This window comes from Leptospira biflexa serovar Patoc strain 'Patoc 1 (Paris)', assembly GCF_000017685.1.
In the GTDB taxonomy this organism is placed as follows: Bacteria; Spirochaetota; Leptospiria; order Leptospirales; family Leptospiraceae; genus Leptospira_A; species Leptospira_A biflexa.
On the sequence record NC_010602.1, the window covers coordinates 2843521 to 2863565 of the forward strand.

At 37.0% G+C, this 20045-nt stretch carries 14 protein-coding genes; 9 read left to right on the forward strand and 5 right to left on the reverse strand.

What is annotated here, in order from left to right; genetic code table 11:
- Positions 1-9: 9 nt before the first annotated feature.
- Both LEPBI_RS13525 and LEPBI_RS13530 read right to left on the reverse strand, forming a co-directional pair.
- The gene (locus LEPBI_RS13525; RefSeq protein ID WP_012389689.1) at positions 10-813 is read right to left on the reverse strand and encodes an SDR family NAD(P)-dependent oxidoreductase; all 804 of its coding nucleotides are present in this window, start codon (positions 811-813) and stop codon (positions 10-12) included.
- 167 nt (positions 814-980) lie between these two features.
- Complete coding sequence (locus LEPBI_RS13530; protein ID WP_041770047.1) at positions 981-2990, reverse strand: neutral/alkaline non-lysosomal ceramidase N-terminal domain-containing protein; 2010 nt, start codon at positions 2988-2990, stop codon at positions 981-983.
- A gap of 224 nt (positions 2991-3214) precedes the next feature.
- On the opposite strand from LEPBI_RS13530, the gene LEPBI_RS13535 reads away from it, so the two are divergent.
- The 5 genes from LEPBI_RS13535 (at position 3215) to LEPBI_RS13555 (ending at position 9369) form a co-directional block, all read left to right on the forward strand.
- A complete protein-coding gene (locus LEPBI_RS13535) occupies positions 3215-3538 on the forward strand; it encodes a DUF3817 domain-containing protein (RefSeq protein WP_012389691.1) in 324 nt (107 codons plus the stop codon).
- Positions 3539-3544: 6 nt separating this feature from the next.
- A complete protein-coding gene (locus LEPBI_RS13540; RefSeq protein WP_012389692.1) occupies positions 3545-5080 on the forward strand; it encodes a lipid A deacylase LpxR family protein in 1536 nt (511 codons plus the stop codon).
- 96 nt (positions 5081-5176) lie between these two features.
- Entirely contained in the window at positions 5177-6511 is a 1335-nt protein-coding gene (locus tag LEPBI_RS13545; protein WP_012389693.1) for an MFS transporter, read from the forward strand.
- On the forward strand, positions 6508-8196 hold the full coding sequence (locus LEPBI_RS13550; RefSeq protein ID WP_012389694.1) for a glycoside hydrolase family 2 protein: 1689 nt from the start codon (positions 6508-6510) through the stop codon (positions 8194-8196). The genes LEPBI_RS13545 and LEPBI_RS13550 overlap by 4 nt, the downstream gene beginning before the upstream one ends.
- A gap of 9 nt (positions 8197-8205) precedes the next feature.
- Entirely contained in the window at positions 8206-9369 is a 1164-nt protein-coding gene (locus LEPBI_RS13555; protein ID WP_012389695.1) for a YheT family hydrolase, read from the forward strand.
- 8 nt (positions 9370-9377) lie between these two features.
- On the opposite strand, the gene LEPBI_RS13560 is transcribed toward LEPBI_RS13555, so the two are convergent.
- Entirely contained in the window at positions 9378-9932 is a 555-nt protein-coding gene (locus LEPBI_RS13560; RefSeq protein WP_012389696.1) for a DUF4334 domain-containing protein, read from the reverse strand.
- 240 nt (positions 9933-10172) lie between these two features.
- Between LEPBI_RS13560 and LEPBI_RS13565 the strand changes: the two genes are divergently transcribed.
- The 3 genes from LEPBI_RS13565 to LEPBI_RS13575 all read left to right on the forward strand — a co-directional run bounded on the left by LEPBI_RS13565 (position 10173) and on the right by LEPBI_RS13575 (position 13834).
- Complete coding sequence (locus LEPBI_RS13565) at positions 10173-10583, forward strand: CoA-binding protein (protein ID WP_012389697.1); 411 nt, start codon at positions 10173-10175, stop codon at positions 10581-10583.
- 287 nt (positions 10584-10870) lie between these two features.
- Complete coding sequence (locus LEPBI_RS13570) at positions 10871-13255, forward strand: TonB-dependent receptor (RefSeq protein ID WP_012389698.1); 2385 nt, start codon at positions 10871-10873, stop codon at positions 13253-13255.
- A 15-nt stretch (positions 13256-13270) separates the two neighbouring features.
- Complete coding sequence (locus LEPBI_RS13575) at positions 13271-13834, forward strand: LIC_11695 family lipoprotein (RefSeq protein ID WP_012389699.1); 564 nt, start codon at positions 13271-13273, stop codon at positions 13832-13834.
- A 10-nt stretch (positions 13835-13844) separates the two neighbouring features.
- On the opposite strand, the gene LEPBI_RS13580 is transcribed toward LEPBI_RS13575, so the two are convergent.
- Entirely contained in the window at positions 13845-14957 is a 1113-nt protein-coding gene (locus LEPBI_RS13580; RefSeq protein ID WP_012389700.1) for a PepSY-associated TM helix domain-containing protein, read from the reverse strand.
- A 154-nt stretch (positions 14958-15111) separates the two neighbouring features.
- On the opposite strand from LEPBI_RS13580, the gene LEPBI_RS13585 reads away from it, so the two are divergent.
- Positions 15112-16320, forward strand: coding sequence for a putative sulfate/molybdate transporter (locus LEPBI_RS13585; protein ID WP_012389701.1), 1209 nt, complete (start codon positions 15112-15114; stop codon positions 16318-16320).
- A 4-nt stretch (positions 16321-16324) separates the two neighbouring features.
- On the opposite strand, the gene LEPBI_RS13590 is transcribed toward LEPBI_RS13585, so the two are convergent.
- Positions 16325-19843, reverse strand: coding sequence for a nitrate reductase (locus LEPBI_RS13590; RefSeq protein ID WP_012389702.1), 3519 nt, complete (start codon positions 19841-19843; stop codon positions 16325-16327).
- Positions 19844-20045 lie beyond the last annotated feature (202 nt).

A 20045-nucleotide genomic window follows, 5' to 3' on the forward strand; every position in this document is an offset into this window, starting at 1 on the left:
TAATTCCCCCTATCTCACTTTTACTTTTTGGATCATTTTAAAAAATAATGAAGGCATAAACGTTTGTAGAAACAAACCAAACTTTTCTTTGATCCCTGCGATGACAACCTCTCTCTGTTTGTTGGCAACTGCATGTAGGATTCTATGGGCACAAAGTTGCACTGGCAATCCAGATTCGATGACTGAATCCATCGTACCTGTTGAGGAACCATCTCCTTGGAGTGCATTCATTGAAATGTTGGTTTGGATGAATCCAGGATACACCATGGTCACAAAGATTCCGGATTTTTCTTCTTCCGCTCGCAAGACATGAAAAAAACCTACCAATGCAAATTTGGAAGCAGAGTATGCAGAACGTAAAGGACTTCCAATTTTTCCAGCAACACTGGAAATGACAGCAAAATGTACCGATTTTTTGCCTAATATTTCAGGTAACATTGCACGCGTTAACTCAGCAGCTCCAAAAAAATTTGTATTCATGATTTTTTCCAGGGTGGCTAAATTGGTTTCTTTGGTAAGAGAGCGTTGGCTAATACCGCCGTTATGGATGACTACTTTTGGAATTCCATATTTTTTTAGACAACGTTTCGCAAATTCAGAACACTGTTGGTAGTTTTCCAAATCAAGTTTTTCAACTGCATATCTTCCTTTTTCTAATCCAATTTCTTTTGCGATTCGTTCTAAATCTTTGGTTTTACGAGATGCTAATAGTATTTTTGCTTTTTGGGCATAGGCTTGTTTGACTAATTCTTTGCCAATACCAGAGGAGGCACCTGTGATCCATACCCATTCATCTTGGTAAAACTCGTTCATAGATTCCCCTTAGATTTCAAAAAAAGAAACTAGAGAAAATATTTAGGATCAGGGATTTTTCACAACCTGTTTTTATGATGAGAAAGGGATCCACTTGGGAGTGCCCTTGGTTTCATGGGAGCTGGTCTGTGTCTAAATCAAAGAACAGACCAACTCATTAAATCGTTTTATTGGACTTGGAAGACAGGGCATTCCACCCGGTAATTACTTTTTTTCTCAGTGGGAGAAAGGTAAATCCCTTCGTGAACCAAACGGTATTCGCCATTGGGAATGGATGGACTCGTCTCCCAAACCAATTCCATCTTTCCTAAACCTTTGTCAAAAAATCCAGGGCTTTGGTAAGTGAATTTGGTATCAAAGTCAGAATCTGATCGAACCTTCTCCCAACCGGAACCATTCTTTTTTTCAACCCACAAATAGGAATTCACATTAGGGTATCCCACATTTGGACTTGCTGCACTGACTTTACAAACCACTTGGTTTCCTTTTTGATACAGATTTCCATTTGGCTTTAACACTTGTTTGGGTTCAGTTGTGACTGTATCTGATTCAGGAAGTTTCAGTGGATGCACCTTTCCCGATAAGTCTAATGGAGTGATTTCCGACTTGGAAGCATTTGTAAATTCAATACCTTGGATGAGATCACTTGCCATTCCAAAAAATTCCTGCCTAAGGGCATTTAGGCTTTGTTGTCCATGGAGTGTATGGCCACCTTCATAATTCTGAGTAGAGTATTCTTCTGGAGTTGTGATGTAACCAGAAAAGTCGTTGGTCAATCCAGAAAGAACAATATCAGATATTTTGTCTTTCAAAACCGACTTAACTTCTTTTTTTAATCTCCGACTAGACATGGTCGTGACTTCGTGTGGCAGAACCATTATGGATAATTCACCAACTAACACAAGTCCATACGGTAGAATTTGTGGCAAACTTGGAATTGGTTTTGTTTCACCCATCGGAAACAAAACAGCCTTTGGATTTTGGCATTCTCTCAATTTTTCTGATGGGGACTGTAACATAAACTTTGCAATCCAATCAATGTAAAATCTTCGATTTTTTTCAGTCATTCCTTCATGGAATAAAAAGTGCCCACCACCTTCTTCCGTTGACCCCGCAGCAAATGCATATCCATACGCGGAAGGACATGTGTATTCTGTTTTGCCAGTTCCAGAGAATTCACTTCTCACTGGGTGTTGGCTCATATCAATGAATCGATGTGAAAAACTCAATCCACCTTTTAATGATTTTCCTTTTGCATTTAATATCTCTTGGCTTGCTAAAAATTGACGTTGTCCGATAATGAAACTACTATCATAAATATCTTTACCAGGACCTGTATTATTTAAATTTAAATTTGGAGATACATCACCTTCATTGGCTTGTGCAAAAATTGCAACAAAACCCTTGTCTCCATTTTTCTCTGCTTCTTTTTCAGACAGTATCGAAGCAATTCCTTTATTATCTGATGAAATCAATCGATTATCAAATGTTATATTTGTTGGATGGACTCCATACCAATTGACAAATCCAACTGATTTTCCTTCCACAAAAACATTGAGTTGCACCATCTCTTTATCAATATTATCAGCATATAATTTTCTTTCCGATTCTGGATTCGCCATATATGCAGACAAACTTCGATTCACCCCAGCATCCTTTACAATTGTTTTCCCAATTTTTAAATCGGCAGGTTTTCTTTTTTGATAAGCCTCTTTGATTGCTTCCACAATACCATCACGTAATACTTGATAGGTGTCTTTGTAAAACTGAGTAGAATAAAAAGATACTTCCGAATAATGAAAATGACCCGCAGGTCCGCTATGAGTATGTGAAGCATTTAGCAAAACATTTCCTAAATGGAAATTTGCATCCACTTCCGTTTGGAGTTTGGCCACAACCTCCCTTTGGATCTCAAAAGGAATTCCACCTACCTCAGCAGTTACATAAGCGAATAATTTGTGGGTAAGACGATCTTCAATGACAAGTGCTCTGGCGTATTGCCTTGTTTGGATCCCAACACCGGTTTGGTCCTCCCTTGCATAGCCCCAAAACATGACACCGATCGGTGGACCTGTGATGTCTTTTTTGGACATCCCTGCCAAAAACGCGTTCGGTTCATCCGCAAATGTCGGAAGAGTCATTAGAAGAAAGAGTGTCAAAAAAATCCGAAGTTTCATCCTACTCGTTTTACCATCGACAGGCAAAACTGTCAATCCCGAACAATTGTCGACTATTTTGAAGCCATAAAGGTGTTGGAAACCTGCCGTTTCCAATCGAAACAAACACAAAATCCAGATGAGTTCTTTTTTAGAGCATTAAGACACTAGGTCTAGGCAAAGAAAGTACGGACGAAAACTAGGTATCACTCGAAGTTGGTGAAAGTAAAAATCTGAGGAGTTTTATGTTCACGTTGCTACAAACCAAACTAGGTCGATTCCGAATTTTGGCATTCTTGGAAGGTATATCATTTTTAACGATTTTATTTGTGACCATGCCCCTTAAGTATCTCTACCAAAATCCAGAGCCCAATAAAATTGTAGGCCTTGTCCATGGATTATTGTTTTTATTGTATTTGGTAGAATTATTCCAAGTGAAAGTCGAACTGAATTGGAAAATGAAAAAAACCTTCCTTGCCGCTTTGGCTTCCGTCATTCCATTTGGAACGTTTTGGGCAGAAAAATACTTATACTTAAAAACAGATGAAGATGATTTAAAAAATCAATAGTAAGTTATGAAAACAAAAATTTTAATTTCTTTCCTTGTCGCTTATCTTTTGTTCGCTGGTTCGACTTGGAGCCAATCCAAAATCATCAAAAAACAAACTCCGGTCAAGGCAGTTGTAGAAACTCCAAAAGAAATACAAAATACAAAACCGGAAGCACCGGAACAATACCAACTCCGATTGATCATGGAAAATGATGCCTTTGGTGGTTTTTCAGATCAGTATTATACAAACGGATCAAGGTTAGAATTTCATATGAGTGCTGGAGAATCCAATCCAACACGAAAAATTTTCAGCTATTGGAATGATTTATTCATCACTCCTACAGAAAAAACGAGATACCTTCAAGGTTTTGCAGTAGGACAAGAATTTTATACTCCAACGAACATCACAAAAGCAGATGTTTCTTATGGTGACAGACCATATTCAAGTCGAGGATATTTTTCAAACTCACTCACAACTTTTACCGAAGATACAAGCATCACCACAGAACTAGAGTTAGGTATGATTGGACCTTCTGTCGGCGGGAAATCTGCTCAAATCAATTTTCATAATTTTATTGGTTCCCCAACTCCGCAAGGTTGGGATACACAAATTCCCGATTCTTACTCCGCTGCCTTAAAAACAGATATCAGAAAATTTTACCATCGATTCTTCGGGACTCAATACAATTTAAATCTTGGGAACATCCAAACAGATGTATCCTTTGGTCTTATCTTTCGATTTGGGAATGTTGATAAAACACCAGGTCCGGGAAGTTCTGCACTCCAACCAGGATCACCAATCCTTCATGAAGAAGGAAATGGATATTGGTATTTTTACGTGAATCCTGGTGGAACCTTACAAGCTTACAATGCAACAATCCAAGGCCAAATGGGTACGGACAAAGCTTATAAATCACAAAACAGAAGTTCCGCTTTTAGTAATTGGGATAGTTTTTTAAACAACCCAACTCCTGATGTTGGCGAAAGAGAATTACAGTATAGAATTTTATCGGAAGATAATGGAAGAAACACATTACAACGTTATATTCTCTTTAACGAATTTTTAGTGAATGGAACCAATAACCCTTACAATATTGGCTTAAATTATTTACTTTTTAACAATATCTTTAATGGTGCAGAAGAAATCGAACGTACAACTAGGTTATTTTTATTATCCAACTTGGCTGCCCAATGGGATCAAATTCCAGACAATGCAAGAGCATTGGCAATTTACTCGATATTTAGACCAGAAGGTGGAAAACTTCCTCCCATTGTCCGGTATTATTCATATGAAGTCCTGTCTCAATTTATTTTAGACCCAAAACAAAGAGAGGCCTTGTTACAGCTGTTACGTGAAGAAGTTGAATATCGAGACGAAAAAACTTATATTGCAGATTTGAAACGAGCAGTTGGATTTGTAAGAGCTGGATTTGTTTCTGTTTCTAATGCAGGTTTTTTATTTGGAATTCATTATAATTACCAAACGATTGATTTCCAATCTGCAAAAGGACTTCCCCAACAACACCAATGGATTGGGTTCCAATTGGGCAAAGTCTTTTAAAGAACAATACCAAAAATCAATCAGGAGCTAACTTTTGAACCAAATTCAAAAATAAGGCTCGCCAAAGAAATCCTCATAACAGAAAACTGTGCGATCATGAAAAAGCACAGTTTGAGTGGCCGCCTTTGGTTTGTTTTGATATTATTTGGTCTCGTGGGTCAAATCGCGTGGTCCGTCGAAAACATTTACTTCAACCTATTCATCTATAATACAATCTCAAAAAGCACATCTTCCGTGACACTCATGGTACAACTTAGCGGAATTGTTGCTACTTTTACTACATTAATTGCAGGAATAGTATCCGACAAATTAGGCAACCGAAAGTATTTTATCTCATTTGGATATCTGTTTTGGGGGTTACTCACTCTTTCATTTGCATTTGTTTCCAAAGAAAACACAAGTATCTGGTTTGGAATTTCCGATGAAACGACAATCATAGCCCTTACCATAACAATTGTAATAACCTTGGATTGTTTGATGACAGCCCTTGGTTCCACTGCAAATGATGCCGCTTTTAATGCATACGTTACAGATAACACTGGCGAAGCGAGGAGTTTGGCGGAAGGAGTTTTATCTGCAATGCCACTGCTTGCGATGTTAATTGTAGCCGGAGGATTTGGAATGATTGTGACAGCTCTCGGTTACCCAGGATTATTTGTTGGAGTTGGGACATTAATGTCTTTTTCTGGAATCATTGGTTTATGGACCATCAAGGATCATCCCAATCTAAAAAAACAGAATTCAAATTTTTTTGCCGATCTGCTTTATGGTTTTAAAAAGACAGTGATCTTAGATCACAAGCGATTATACTTATATTTTTTGGCAATGGGTATTTATGGCATTGCTAGCCAAATTTACATGCCTTATCTAATCATTTTCATGCAAGAGTATTTAAGTTTTAACGCAATCCAGTATTCGATTGTACTCGCATGTGTGATCTTAGGCGCAAGTTTCATCACAATTTTTCTTGGCAAACAATTTGATGGAAAGGACAAAGACAAACTTCTCATCAGATATTCTATTATTTATATTTTAGGAATGGTTTCTTTATACATTGTCGCAAAGTATTTTAAAGCATATGACACAAACGTATTAATGGTATTTGTTGGATTCACCAGTTTAATACTTATGACAGGATTTGTTTTAGTATTGGCTCTCCTTGGTGCTCAAATAAGAGATTTTACACCCATTCAAAATACAGGGAAACTACAAGGAATTCGTATGATATTCTTCGTTTTGATCCCTATGTTCATTGGTCCAATGATTGGCCAAAAGATCAACGAAACTACAAACCTTACTTATATTGATCCAACGAATGGAAGCGTTGCGCATGTCCCGTCTCCAGAAATTTTTATCACTGGAGCAATCTTTTGTTTATTGATATTTTATCCACTCACACTGATTCGAAAAGGAAATTTGAAATCAACATGAAAGTTCCTCACCCAGAATATCCGAGACCACAACTCCAACGAGATAGTTATCTGAATTTAAATGGCGAGTGGTTTTTGGGCCACCATAAACAAGGTGAACCTCTAGAATACCAACATAAAATCATTGTCCCCTTTTCCCCAGAGACAAAGGCGAGTGGATTAGGAAATTTCATCTTAAAACCAGATGAGGTTTTATTTTATAAAAGAGAATTTGAAATTGATGCGAATTTTCTAAAGGAAATCACATTCTTACATTTTGGTGCCGTCGATTATTCTTGCATATGTTATCTCAATGGAATTGAAGTTGGATACCACCAAGGAGGGTTTCTACCTTTTACATTTGATGTGTCAAAGACGATCAAAGTTGGAAAAAATGAAATAAGGCTCACAGTCACAGACCCAACCGACACGGGGACTCAATCACGAGGAAAACAAAAACTTAAACGAGGTGGGATTTGGTACACACCGCAATCAGGAATTTGGCAAACCGTTTGGATGGAAAGTGTTTCCAATGATTATATCAAAAGTATCAAAATGATTCCCAATATAGAAACAAAATCTTTGGAAATCGAAATTGATACCGAAAGTGATGTCGTATCCATCCAAATTCTCGATGGGGAAGAGGTAATCGCAGAAGGTTCCAAAAAGCACGCAACATTATCGATTCCTAATATGATTTTATGGACTCCAGAAAATCCAAAATTGTATAACATATCAATACAAACAAAAGATGACAAGGTGTTCTCATACTTTGGGATGAGAAAGTTTTCGATTGGATATGATGGAAAATTCAAACGATTGTATTTAAACAACAAACCTTATTTTCATAATGGACTATTGGACCAAGGATATTGGTCTGATAGTTTATTAACACCACCTGACGATGAATCGATGATAAAAGAGATTAGCCTGATGAAGGAAATGGGTTTTAATACGTTAAGAAAACACATCAAAATTGAACCTTTGCGCTGGTATTATCATTGTGACCGAATTGGAATGTTAGTCTGGCAAGATTTTGTTTGTGGTGGTGGTCCTTATGAAACATGGAAGGTGGCTTACCTACCTTTCATCGGCTGGAATACTGATGACACAAAACACAGATTTTTAAATCGCACAGATGAAGTAGGCAAAAAAGAATTTATCTCTGAAATGGACCAGACGGTAAAACTTCTATTCAACACAGTTTCTTTAGCAGTGTGGGTTCTGTTTAATGAAGGTTGGGGACAATTTGATAGCATCCAACTGACTAAACAATTAAAACATTTGGACTCCACAAGGACCATCGATAGTGTGAGCGGTTGGTATGACCAGGGAAAAAATAGTAGTGATCTAAAGAGTTTACACCTTTACTACCAAAAGTTAAAAGTACCTAAAAAAGACCCAAGGGTCATCGTATTATCAGAATTTGGTGGTTATTCATTAAAAACTGAAGGTCATGTATTTGATGAGAAAAAATTATTTGGCTACAAAATTCTACCGGATAAAGCCACTTTACAATGGGAGTATCAAAAACTGATTGAAAATGAACTTTTACCACTGATAAACAAAGGTCTTAGTGCATCGATCTATACCCAAGTAAGTGATGTAGAAGAGGAAATCAATGGACTTGTAACATACGATAGAAAGGTAGTTAAGTTTGATATTCCATTTATGAAAGAACTCAATTCAAAACTTAAATTTAATTAATCTATCAGAATGTCATTAGAAACTGTTCTTTATACGATCTTCGCTATCATTCTGTTTGGATTTATTTTTTATTATTTTGTTGATGTGATTGAGTTTCCAAAACTTAGGTTTCATGATTCCGAATTATCATCGAAGATCATTTCACAAACTCCTAGCCTCACCAAACGTTATGTACCTACATTCTGGTGTTTCAATCAACATTTAATGCTATTATTATTGATGTTCCGAGAGTCCAAGTCCAAACTTTTTCTCTATGATAAAATTGAGCATCTAGAAATGAGAGATGGAGGAACAACTGGACTTGCGTGGTCTGGCTTTCACGCAGTCAACCAAAAAGACGCAACTCCAATCGTGGTTGTTTTTCACACCATTAGCGGTGATGAGCAAGACATAAAATCAACAGTATCACATTTACGAAAAACTTTGAATTGGATAGTTGTAGTTTGTATTAGACGAGGTCATGGCAACTTACCCCTAACAAAACCCATCATCAATACAATGGGTTCTACTTCCGACTTAAAAGAACAACTCAATCATATTCGAAGATTATTTCCGAATAAACCATTGTTTGGTGTTGGAATTTCTGCTGGTTCTGGATTACTTGCAAGATATTTGGGTGAGTCTGGAACAAAAAGTATGTTCAGTGCAGCAGTTGCAGTTTCACCAGCATACGATATCGAAAAGGCTTTTCATAGAGTACATCCTGTATATAGTAAAATCATGGGGCAACGTATGATTAATTACTTCCTAAAGAGACATTACGAGAGTTTTGCAAAGGTAAAAGGCACGGACGAATTATTAAAAGTAAAATCGCTTGGTGAGTTCCAAGACAAACTTCATTCCATTTCTGGATTCAAAAACAAAGAGTCCTATTATCAAAAATCAAACCCAATCCTTGTCACGAGCCAAATCAAAACACCTTTACTTGTGCTCAATGCAGCCGATGATCCGATTTGTGTGAATTTGAATGTTTTAGAAAATTTACATTGGTTAGAAAGTTTAAAAAATACAATCCATGTGCATACGAAACGCGGAAGTCATATTGCATTTTTTGAAGGAATTTTTGCAAAATCTTGGTCCAATCGTTTGATCGGAGAATATTTTTTCTCCGTTTGGGAACAAATTACAAAAAATCAATTGGCTTTGAAAAAAAATAAGATCATTCCAAAATGATGCAACGTTTACTTTACATCACGCTCTAAAACAAAAAAGAAAGGTTGTTTCATTCCTTTGAAATCCATACATCCAAAAAGTGTATTTTGATTTACTTTTTTAAATACGTCATGAATGGGTAGATGATCATAAATCATTGCAGAGGTGACTTTTCCTCTGAATTCAATTTGTCTGACACGCGCTTTCGATTTTGATGTTTGGAATAAAAATCGGAACAAAAGAAATGGAAATCGGAGTGGCCAAAGATTTGTAGAAGGAATCAGAGTAGCAAGTCTAACTGGCATTAAAGAAGGATTCACTTTAAAGAGAGTTTTCCCAAACGATTTAAAAACTAACGGATGAACATTTTCTGAATCAACAAATTCTTTCCCATACCAATTAAATGTTTCCAAGGCACCATCCATAGTATGACCGGTATGAAAACCTGAACCATGCCAACGCCCCATCATTTCTTCTATACTAACGACTTCTAAAGCATCAAAGAGTGCGAATGAATCCTCTATAGAATTGTTCTTTTTAGCTCGCATTTCTTGGAATTTGGTTTCGAGAGATTTGTGATTCATGATTTCTTTCCTAATCCATCTTTTTCATCTGTTTCCTTTTTAGGAAATGTTTATCGAATCAAGGAAATAATTTTCGTAACTTTCCTCTGGAAGTGCATCGCCTAAAATTCAATCATTTTGATGGAATCTCTACTTTCTTCGAAAACAAGAACCAATCGGTCACACATTCAGCCAAAAATGAATCGTAATCAACACCATTCGTTGGGTTGAAAAAAATATTCCATATGTTATACTCTCTCTATGAATGTATCTGATTCTGAAATAAAATCCTTGTTACAATCTTACAAATCCATTACCGTCTATGGTTTGAGTCATGATCCAAGTAAACCGAGTCATTATGTACCAGTTTTCATTAGAGAAAAAGGATGGAATGTTTTGGGAACCTATCCTAAAGAGCATAATGTCGGATCCTTTCCCATCTTTAAAAATTTGAACGAGATTCCGAAAGAAGATCGAAAGTTCATCGATGTTTTTCGAAGTTCTGACAAAATTCCAGAAGTGGTAGACGAGATTATTGCGTTAGGTGGCACCGAGGTTTTATGGTTACAATTAGGTATTTCCCATCCTGAAGCTGAAAAAAAAGCGGAAGATGCTGGAATCAAAGTTGTTTCCAACCGTTGTCTCATCATCGAATACAATCGATTTTTTTAAGTCGCAATCAAATCGTAAATTCCCCATCCCCAGGATGGATTAAATTGTAACCTAACAAAATAAAACGAACTAAGATCGTTTCCTTTGGATGCAGAAAGTTTGATACGAAAAGGGGCATTCCCGACACGTTTCAGAACCTTCACTCAATGGAAAATCCACCTCATCTTCCAATAGAAACACTCTGGTAAGAACAGAATTCCACTCCCAGCGAGCGGACGTTCCCCTGATTTTGAGTCTTTATCTCATTTCTGATTGCCAAACCAACCCATCTACGGGAATATGGCCGTATGCATATCGATCTTGAGATTCATTCTCATATTTTTACACTGTGCAAACCTTTTTCTTGCCGAAACCGACGGAGGATCCATCCAAAGAAACGACCCTACCTTACGATCGTTTGCGTTTGTTTGGTTGTCTTTTTTCCCATTATCATCTGGGCACAAACAAATGACCCCAATCCTAAACAAAATGGAAACCCCGAATTCAAAACGGAAGCGGAGAATTTAAAAAAAGAAAATGGAATTCGTGTCACGGGAAAAAAGGACAAACGAGACCAGGAGATTTTACGAACCCCGAATAGCATCAGTCGGTTGAATGAACAAGAAATCCAAGATGCTGGTATCAATCGAACCAATGACATTGATAAACAAGTTCCTAATTTTTCCATCATTGATTCAGGCTCTCGAAACTTTACCTATTTTAATATTCGCGGAATGCGAAGCATTGCATTCAGTGAACCAGCCGTTGGTTTGATTTTAGATGGAATCCCTTTGAATGATAATGTGGCATTGAACACAGAGTTGTATGGGCTAGAAAATATTGAGGTTTATAGAGGAAGCCAAGCAACTTTATTTGGGAAAAATTTCCAAGGTGGAGTTGTAGAGATCAAAACTAAAAAACCTACAAATTTACCTGAAGGAAAGATCACATTAGATTTTGGAAATTATAAAAAGCAAGAAACTTCAGTATATTATAATGCTCCAATCATAAACGACAAATTATTTTTTGGAGTCGCCGGGAAAACAACGGAACGAGAAGGATATTTATCCAATGTAACTGGATTTTATTATCCTAACAATCGACCATACGAACTTCCTGTAGAAATTTATAAAACTCATCCCGATGGTAGAAAAGGAAGAGCTGGAAGGTTTCGATTGTATTTCACTCCAAATGAAATGTTTGAAGCTGATTTACAAGTGAGTGCGGAAAGTTTTGATGATGGATCACTCAATCTTGTCAATTATTTAGGAGCCAAATCAGAAAGAGAAAAAGCTCTTTTACAAGGCTGTGTTGCGGCCCCAACAAATTGTTCCAAACTCTATGGAACATATGTAAACCGAGTTAATGGAGATCGAAAGGTTTATTGGGACTATGAAGGAAAAAGTAATGTAACAGGGAATACTTACTCACTGGCAACAACGACTAAATTACCATTCACCAATTTAAAAACCGCTTCTGCGATTCGAAAGATGGACATTGATCCCATCACAGCCGATTCCGATTTTACGAAAATTGACCAAAATCGATCCATTTACGTTGAAAAATCGACTACATTTCTTAATGACATCTATTTTGAATCGAAGGACAAACATGATCCGCTTCAATTTAAAGTTGGTATTTATGCATCAAATAAAATCACAAACATAGACCAAGCGAGAGAACACCGTGTCCAATTATATGTCATAAACGATTTTCCTGGATTGAGTGCACCTACCCGAGAAAAAAATTTATCAAGACTACATGATCGAAATGTAAGTTTTTACACGCATAACAGCTACACATTTTTTGATAAATTTACAATTACATTAGGGGCAAGAATAGAAAGACAAGAGAGTAAGTTATCCCATACGGAACAAGCCGTTGGAGTATCACCATTCAATCCTATCGGTGAAACTCTGATTTTGTCTGATCCATATTCGATTAGCAATCGCTATAACTACAATGTATCCAGGATTATATTCGATTATAAACCAATCGAAAATTTAATGTTTTTTGTTGGTTTTAGTCGAGGTTATAAGAACGCAGGATATAGTACTGTTGTCAATCAACCTTCTAAAGCAAGTTTCAAACCTGAAATCAATGATACAATTGAAGCGGGTATAAAGTCAGAATTTTTTAAAGGTAAATTTGGTTTAAAATATACACAATTCTACACTGAAACACAAGACTTCCACGTAATCAGAGCAATCAATCTTTCACAATACGTAAACCTAAATGCTGAAATGGTTACGATACGAGGATATGAACTCGAATCTTTTGTAAAACCACAGAAAGACACAAAACTTGGGTTATCCGCCGGTTATACTGAAGGAATATTTAATAAATTTCAGGATACCGTTCTCAATCGAAATTTTAACGGCAAATGGGTTCATTTTATACCAAAATATGACATTGTCAGTTACCTTCAATATCGTAACGATTTAGGAATCTTCTTCCGAGGTGAATTCCAAGCAGTTGGGCAAATGTATTTTGCCGCTGATAACACTGTCTATAGCGACCCCTACTATGTTTTAAATGCAAGAATCGGATACGAAACTGATAAATTATCCGCATACTTATATATGAATAATATCAACGATCGATATTACTTCACTTCATATATCGATGGTACTTTTCAAGCGGTGCCCGGTGCACCAAAAACGTACGGCTTTATGTTAACTTATAAAATTTAATTTCTGGAGAACAATATGAAAACAAAAATCAAATCCCTACTTCCAATACTATTCATTGGTATGAGTGTATTCCAATGTGACCTTTTTGATCCAAAGTCAAAAATAACAAACAATGAGTTGGTCGAAATTGTAACATTGCAACAATTGAATGCAAATAGTATGAGTGAAGGTCAAAGATTAGGTCTCACAATTGCTTATAGCCATCGATTTAGTATTAAAAATGGGCCACATCTATTTTGCCGTGAATATTCAACAGCTTATCTAGAAAAACAAGCGGAATGGGAATTAAATATAGAACAAACTTATACAACGATTGGAAATGCAATTGGAATTGAAATTGTTGTGGAACGAATCAACGGACCATGTGCGATCAATAACAAAATCAGTGCATGTCATTATGACGGTGTGGATGGAATTAATGATTTAATTCCTTATGCTTATTCAACAGAAGGTGAACATGATTATTTACTCCCTGCTTATGTTTATTATGGAATTACCAATCTAAAAAATGCAAAAGAAGCATGCGAAGGATATAACGGAACATATGTATGTTATGATCCAAGCAAATGCTGGCAATAGTTAAAAAAACTCATCGCTGAACAAAAGAGCCCAATTCATTCGATTGGGTTCTTTGATTTAAATACCTTCTTTTGTTTTTCCTTTTTTGATAGAATACCATAATCCCGCTCACTGATAAAATTGCAGGTGTTAATCCAAATAATACCCATATGATTTTGCTGATATGATTTGCAAATGTACCGAAATGGAGAGGCCGGAAGGCATCCAAAATTTGATTGATCAATGCCTCTTTTGAAATATCAACAAAACGAATCATTTGATTTGAATCTGCATTAAATAATACATAAGATCCATAACGACTTTCCCATCCTTTCGAATCGTATGAATTCCCATAAAAACCAATAGGTTCCTCTTCTGAATGATGCGGAAAGGAAATATAACCTAAATGAAAATTTTCGATTTGATTTTCACAATTGATGATCAATTGATCAATGGACTTGGACTGCGACCAAAGACCATGTACAAGCTTTTCTTCTGGATATGTTCGAATGATTGTATCACGTATGCTCCACCAACCTCCGGTAATTCCTAAAATAAGGTGAAACCAAACTGCGTTAATACCAACAAACTTATGTAAATCGGAAAATAGAATTTGGGAACTCTCTTTCCATCGTAAACGAATCAAACTTTTCCAGAATCGTTTGTATAATTTGATCCCAGTGAAGACAAGCAACAAATACACAATGGCAAAACATCCTGTGATGAAATAACCAATCCCTCCCATAAATAAACTGTAATGTAACACCAACAAAAATCCGTAGAAACTATCACTTCTATCTTCTTTTAAAGAACCTATGATTTTCCCATGGTATGGATCTAATAAATAAACATTTTCCTTACTAGGAATATTTCTGTCGTGGAACCAAATTTGATCGGGTTGGTTTTTCAGATCCGAAACCAACCAACCTGCAATGCTACCCTGTGGCACCTGACGCTTAAACTCTCTGTAAAGTTCATCAAAACTAAGTCGGTGTGCGTTCGATGTTATTTCTATCGGAGATAAAATGGATTGGATTTCTTTTCCATAAACAAGCAAGGAACCTGTGATCCCGATTACCAATAAAAAACTAGATCCGAAGATTCCTAATATGAGGTGAAGCTGGTACCAACGTTTTGCTTTCAATTCGGCTTCCTAAAGATTGATTTTTCCATATTATTGAGATTAGGTCTCAATTTCAAGTATCAAATTTCGATGGAGCGGTCGCCCAAAACTTTTTTCCCTCTGGGCAAATTTACACTTCCAGCAAAGAGAAATGAAGGGCAATTTGCACTAGGCTATGTGGAAAAAATCGGAATTTGTTTTCAATCGGAACGAAATTGCAGGTGCCTTCGGTGATATCGGGACTGATTTTCCGATCCTTGTGGCGATGGTCCTCGCTTCTGGATTACACGCACCAAGTGTATTCATTGTCTTTGGTTTCATGCAAATACTAACAGGACTGATCTATCAAAGGCCAATGCCCGTGCAACCTCTGAAAGCCATGGCCACAATCGTGATCACACAAAAAATTGCCGGACCAATTGTACTAGGCGGAGGACTTGCCATTGGGGTCCTTATGTTATTCTTTTCAATGTCAGGAATTTTAGACCAGATCGCAAAATTAATACCAAAATCCGTGATCAGAGGATTACAACTTGGACTAGGGATTAGTTTGAGTTTCCTAGCCTTTAAAGAATACATCCCATCGGAACAAACCAATGGTTATGTTTTGTCCGCAATTTCATTTGTTCTCATCTTATTGTTAATTGATAATAAAAAAATTCCTGCATCTCTTGTTGTCATTATTCTTGGCTTAATTTATTCTTTTCTCTTTCATTTTGATACATTTTCATCAATTACGAAATTTGAAATTCATTATCCCAATCTGAATGTACCGAGTCTTGAATTAATCTTACAAGGATTCGTATTATTATCGCTTCCGCAAATACCATTATCAATTGGAAACTCGATTCTTGCCACAAAACAAATATCAGATGATTTATTCCCAAATAAAGAGCCAATTACAATTAAAAAAATTGGATTATCATATTCGGTTATGAATTTAATTTCACCGTTTTTTGGTGGGATTCCTTGTTGTCATGGTGCTGGTGGAATGGTAGGACATTATACATTTGGCGGGCGATCAGGTGTATCAGTATTATTATATGGAATCTTTTATCTTATCTCTGGTTTGTTTATGGGTGATGGTTTGGAATTTTTTATCAAAGCCTTTCCTTTGCCAATCCTAGGTACATTACTTATTTTTGAAGCGTTATCATTAATCCTTCTGATCAAAGATTCAATACAAAATCATATAGAGTTTATCATTGTTATTTTGACCGGACTTGTCGCATGTGGACTACCGTATGGCTATTTGATCGCCATGTTCATCGGGACAGGCATACACTATGCCTCAAAACGATTTCTTACTTTTTCAATGTTAGGTGATCGACAATTGGTCAAAAATCCAAACAAAACATCAAAATCCAAAGAAAACAAAACATAAAAAACTAGGACAAGTTCTTTAAAGTTAAAGCTTTTATGATCTGATTTACTTCTGGTCGACAACTCCCACAACCAGTACCAGCTCCTGTTTTTTCCATTACATCAGCTAAATTTTTGGCTCCACTCGCAACTATTTCTTCAATATTTCCTTTACCTACTCCATTACAAGAACAGACAAGAACACCTTTGGGAGGTTTGGCGGTAGATATACTTGATAACAGTTGGTTTCGTTTTTCACCCAACTCGATTCCAGATGCAATCAAATTTTTGTATTCGACAAATTCTGATTTATCGCCAACTAAAATAGCAGCGACAAGTTTATCACCTTTAACGATACATTTTTTATATTTTCGTCTTTTGCGATCGAGAAACACAATTTCTTCATATTCATCTGTTAAATTCTCAAATTGAATTCCCGGCAATCGTAGAGAAACAAGCTCTAATCCTGGAATTTTTAATAGATTGGAATGTAGTGATCCATTGTATGTTTGGAATCGATATCCAAAAATATGATTTGCTGCCACTTTTGCCTGTTCTTCAGCAGCAAGGACCGTTCCATAGACACCTGATGTATGTTCTGCGACTTCTCCGATCGCATACACATCAGGATCAGAAGTTTGCAAAAATTCATTTACAATGATCCCTTCCCCAATTTGAATCCCCATCCCTTTTGCTAATGATAAATTAGGACTGGTTCCCATGGCATAAACGATTCCATCTGGATAAAGTTTCCTTCCATCTTTCAATTCAACGAAACTGACACGATCATATCCATGAACCTTGCTGATTTCGGATCGGTAAATGACTTCAATCCCACGGTTATGAATCTCTTCACTTAAGATTTCACATGCGACAGCATCCAATTGTTTGGACATCAATCGATCGGTTCGTACGAGGACTGTCACATTCACACCGAGTGACTTGAGAGCCGATGCAAGCTCTAATCCGAGTAACCCACCTCCCACAATCAAAGCATGCGAATCAGGTACAAAAAAACCCTTAATTTTATCAGCATCTGTTTTGGCACGTAAACTAAATACACCTACCATCGTTTGTGAAATTGTCTTTGGGATTTGCGGGGAACTGCCGGTTGCGATGATGAGCTTATTGTATGAGAAAACATTTCCCAATGTATCTTTTACAATTTTTGCTTCCGGTAGAATTTCTGTCACTGACGTGGAAGTATGCAATTGGATTTCCCAAGAATTCACTTCTTCCACACTGGCACTTGCTAACTCTATAAATTCTTTTTCACCACTGATAAAATCAGGAAGTAAAATACGATTGTAGAGTGGATTCTCTTCCTTACATAAAACCGTAATCTCATCTTCTGGACAAAGTTCTTTGTAGTGTTTGATAAAAGCAGATGTACTATTCCCACCACCGATGATAAGGATTTTTTCTTTTTCTTTACTATATGGTCTGACTTGGACGGCAGATATTTTAAATCCAGGTTGTTTGGAGAACGGATCAAATTCTTTGTTCGTTAAATTATTGGCTCGGAACTCATCATTTTTGTTTTGTTTCCCCCAATGCATGGGTAAAAATACAGTACCTTGTTTTATTGTATCAGTGAGTTTCGCTTTGACACGAACTCTCCCTCTTTCATTCAATACTTCCACAAGACCACCATCGACGATCCCCACTTGGTCTGCATCCAGAGGATGGATTTCCAAATATGGTTCCCTTTTGTGCTCCATCAGTTTGCGAACCTTTCCCGTGCGAGTCATGGTATGCCACTGGTCACGGATTCGACCTGTAGTTAGGATAAAAGGAAAAGTTTCAGATGTTTTTTCAGAAGAGTCTTCTGGAGGGACATCAAAAACTTTCGCCTTTCCATTTGGACGATAAAACTTGTGATCTGTAAATAACCGTGGTGTTCCATTCACACTATTTTTGGGAAAAGGCCATTGAACGGATCGTTTGTTTAGTAATATTGTATAGTCTAATCCACTAATATCAATTTTTGTCCCTTCTGTTAAGGCACAATGTTCTAAAAATACATCTTCCTCTGATTGGTACGAAAAATGGGAACCATAACCCATCTTTGTTGCAAATTTTTGGATGATCCATGTATCAGCCATTGCTTCGCCTGGAGGTTCTAATATTTTTGAAAGGTATGTGACCCTGCGGTCTGAGTTGGTCATTGTACCTTGTTTTTCGGCCCAGCCGGCAGCAGGTAATACATAGTCCGCATAGGGAATGGCTGCAGAACTCATCGAGATATCTTGCACAATGACGAGCTCTGCTTCACGTAACCCTTGTTCCACCATTCGTGCATCTGGCAAACTTGTGGTTGGATTGGTACATATGATCCAAACTGCTTTCATTTTTCCAGATTTCAGATTTTCAAACATTTCTACTGCCGTATAACCAGGTTTCTCTTGGATGGTTCCTTCTTCGATTTTCCAAAAAGACTCCACTTCCTTTCTATGTGTTGGATTACTCAGATCACGATGCGCAGGGAGTAAATTACAAAGCCCTCCAACTTCCCTTCCTCCCATGGCGTTCGGTTGTCCCGTGAGAGAAAAAGGTCCAGATCCAGGTTTACCAATTTTTCCTGTGATGAGAGATAAATTGAGGAGAGCTAAATTTTTATTCACTCCGATCACACTTTGATTTAGACCCATTGCCCAAAGTGACAAAAATCCTTTTGCCTCATGAATGTACTTGGCCGCAAGCTCGATATCCTCTAAAGGAATTCCACAAGTCTTTGCTGCCTCTTCTAAATCAAATGTAGTAAGAAACGACTTTAATCCTTCAAATCCTTCCGTATGTGTTTCGATAAATTGGGAATCGATCCAATTGTTTTGGATGAGAATTTTTGCAATGGAATGAAATAGATAAATGTCAGTTCCAGGATGGATTTGTAAATGGAGATCTGCATCTTCACAAGTATCTGTTTTCCGAGGGTCCACTACGATGAGTTTCGTATTGGGAAAATTCTTTTTTTGGGCTTCTATCCGACGGAATAAAATAGGATGGCACCAGGCAGGGTTTGCACCAGCGATAAGAAAACAATCTGCAAGTTCAATGTCTTCATAAGATACAGGAACGCTATCTTCTCCTAAAGACATTTTGTATCCAACAACGGCAGAACTCATACAAAGTCTGGAGTTTGTATCAATATTGTTACTACCGATAAATCCTTTGATTAACTTATTGATAATATAATATTCTTCTGTTAAAAGCTGACCTGATACATAAAACCCAACTGAATCTGGACCATACGTTTTGATCAGTTGTTTGAATTTATCGCTGATGGAATCGAATGTTTCCTCCCATGTAACTCGTTTGAGTTCCGAATTTCTATTTGATCGTTTCATGGGATACAAAATCCGATCACTTCGATCCATCACTGTGTAATGTAAGTTTCTTCCTTTCGAACAAAGTAAACCCAGATTCGCTGGGTGGTCTTTGTCCCCTTCTACATGAATTTCATGATTTCCTAGTTTTTCGACGATGACTCCGCATCCAACGCCACAGTAGGAACAAGTAGAGGGGTATGTTTCTTTCGTTTGCACAAAGAAAATTCAGCAATAATTATGCCAAATGCTGAAATTTTCATAAAAATGCTTATCCTAAGTGAAAAATTGACAAATGCAGGGAAAAGAGCAGTTTTTGCTCATTGTGTGCCGAAAGAACGGAAGCATTATGTACGTATTGTACACATTTTGCTACTAGATTCCCGAATCTCTCCCGTACGAAATCCCAAATCACTATCCT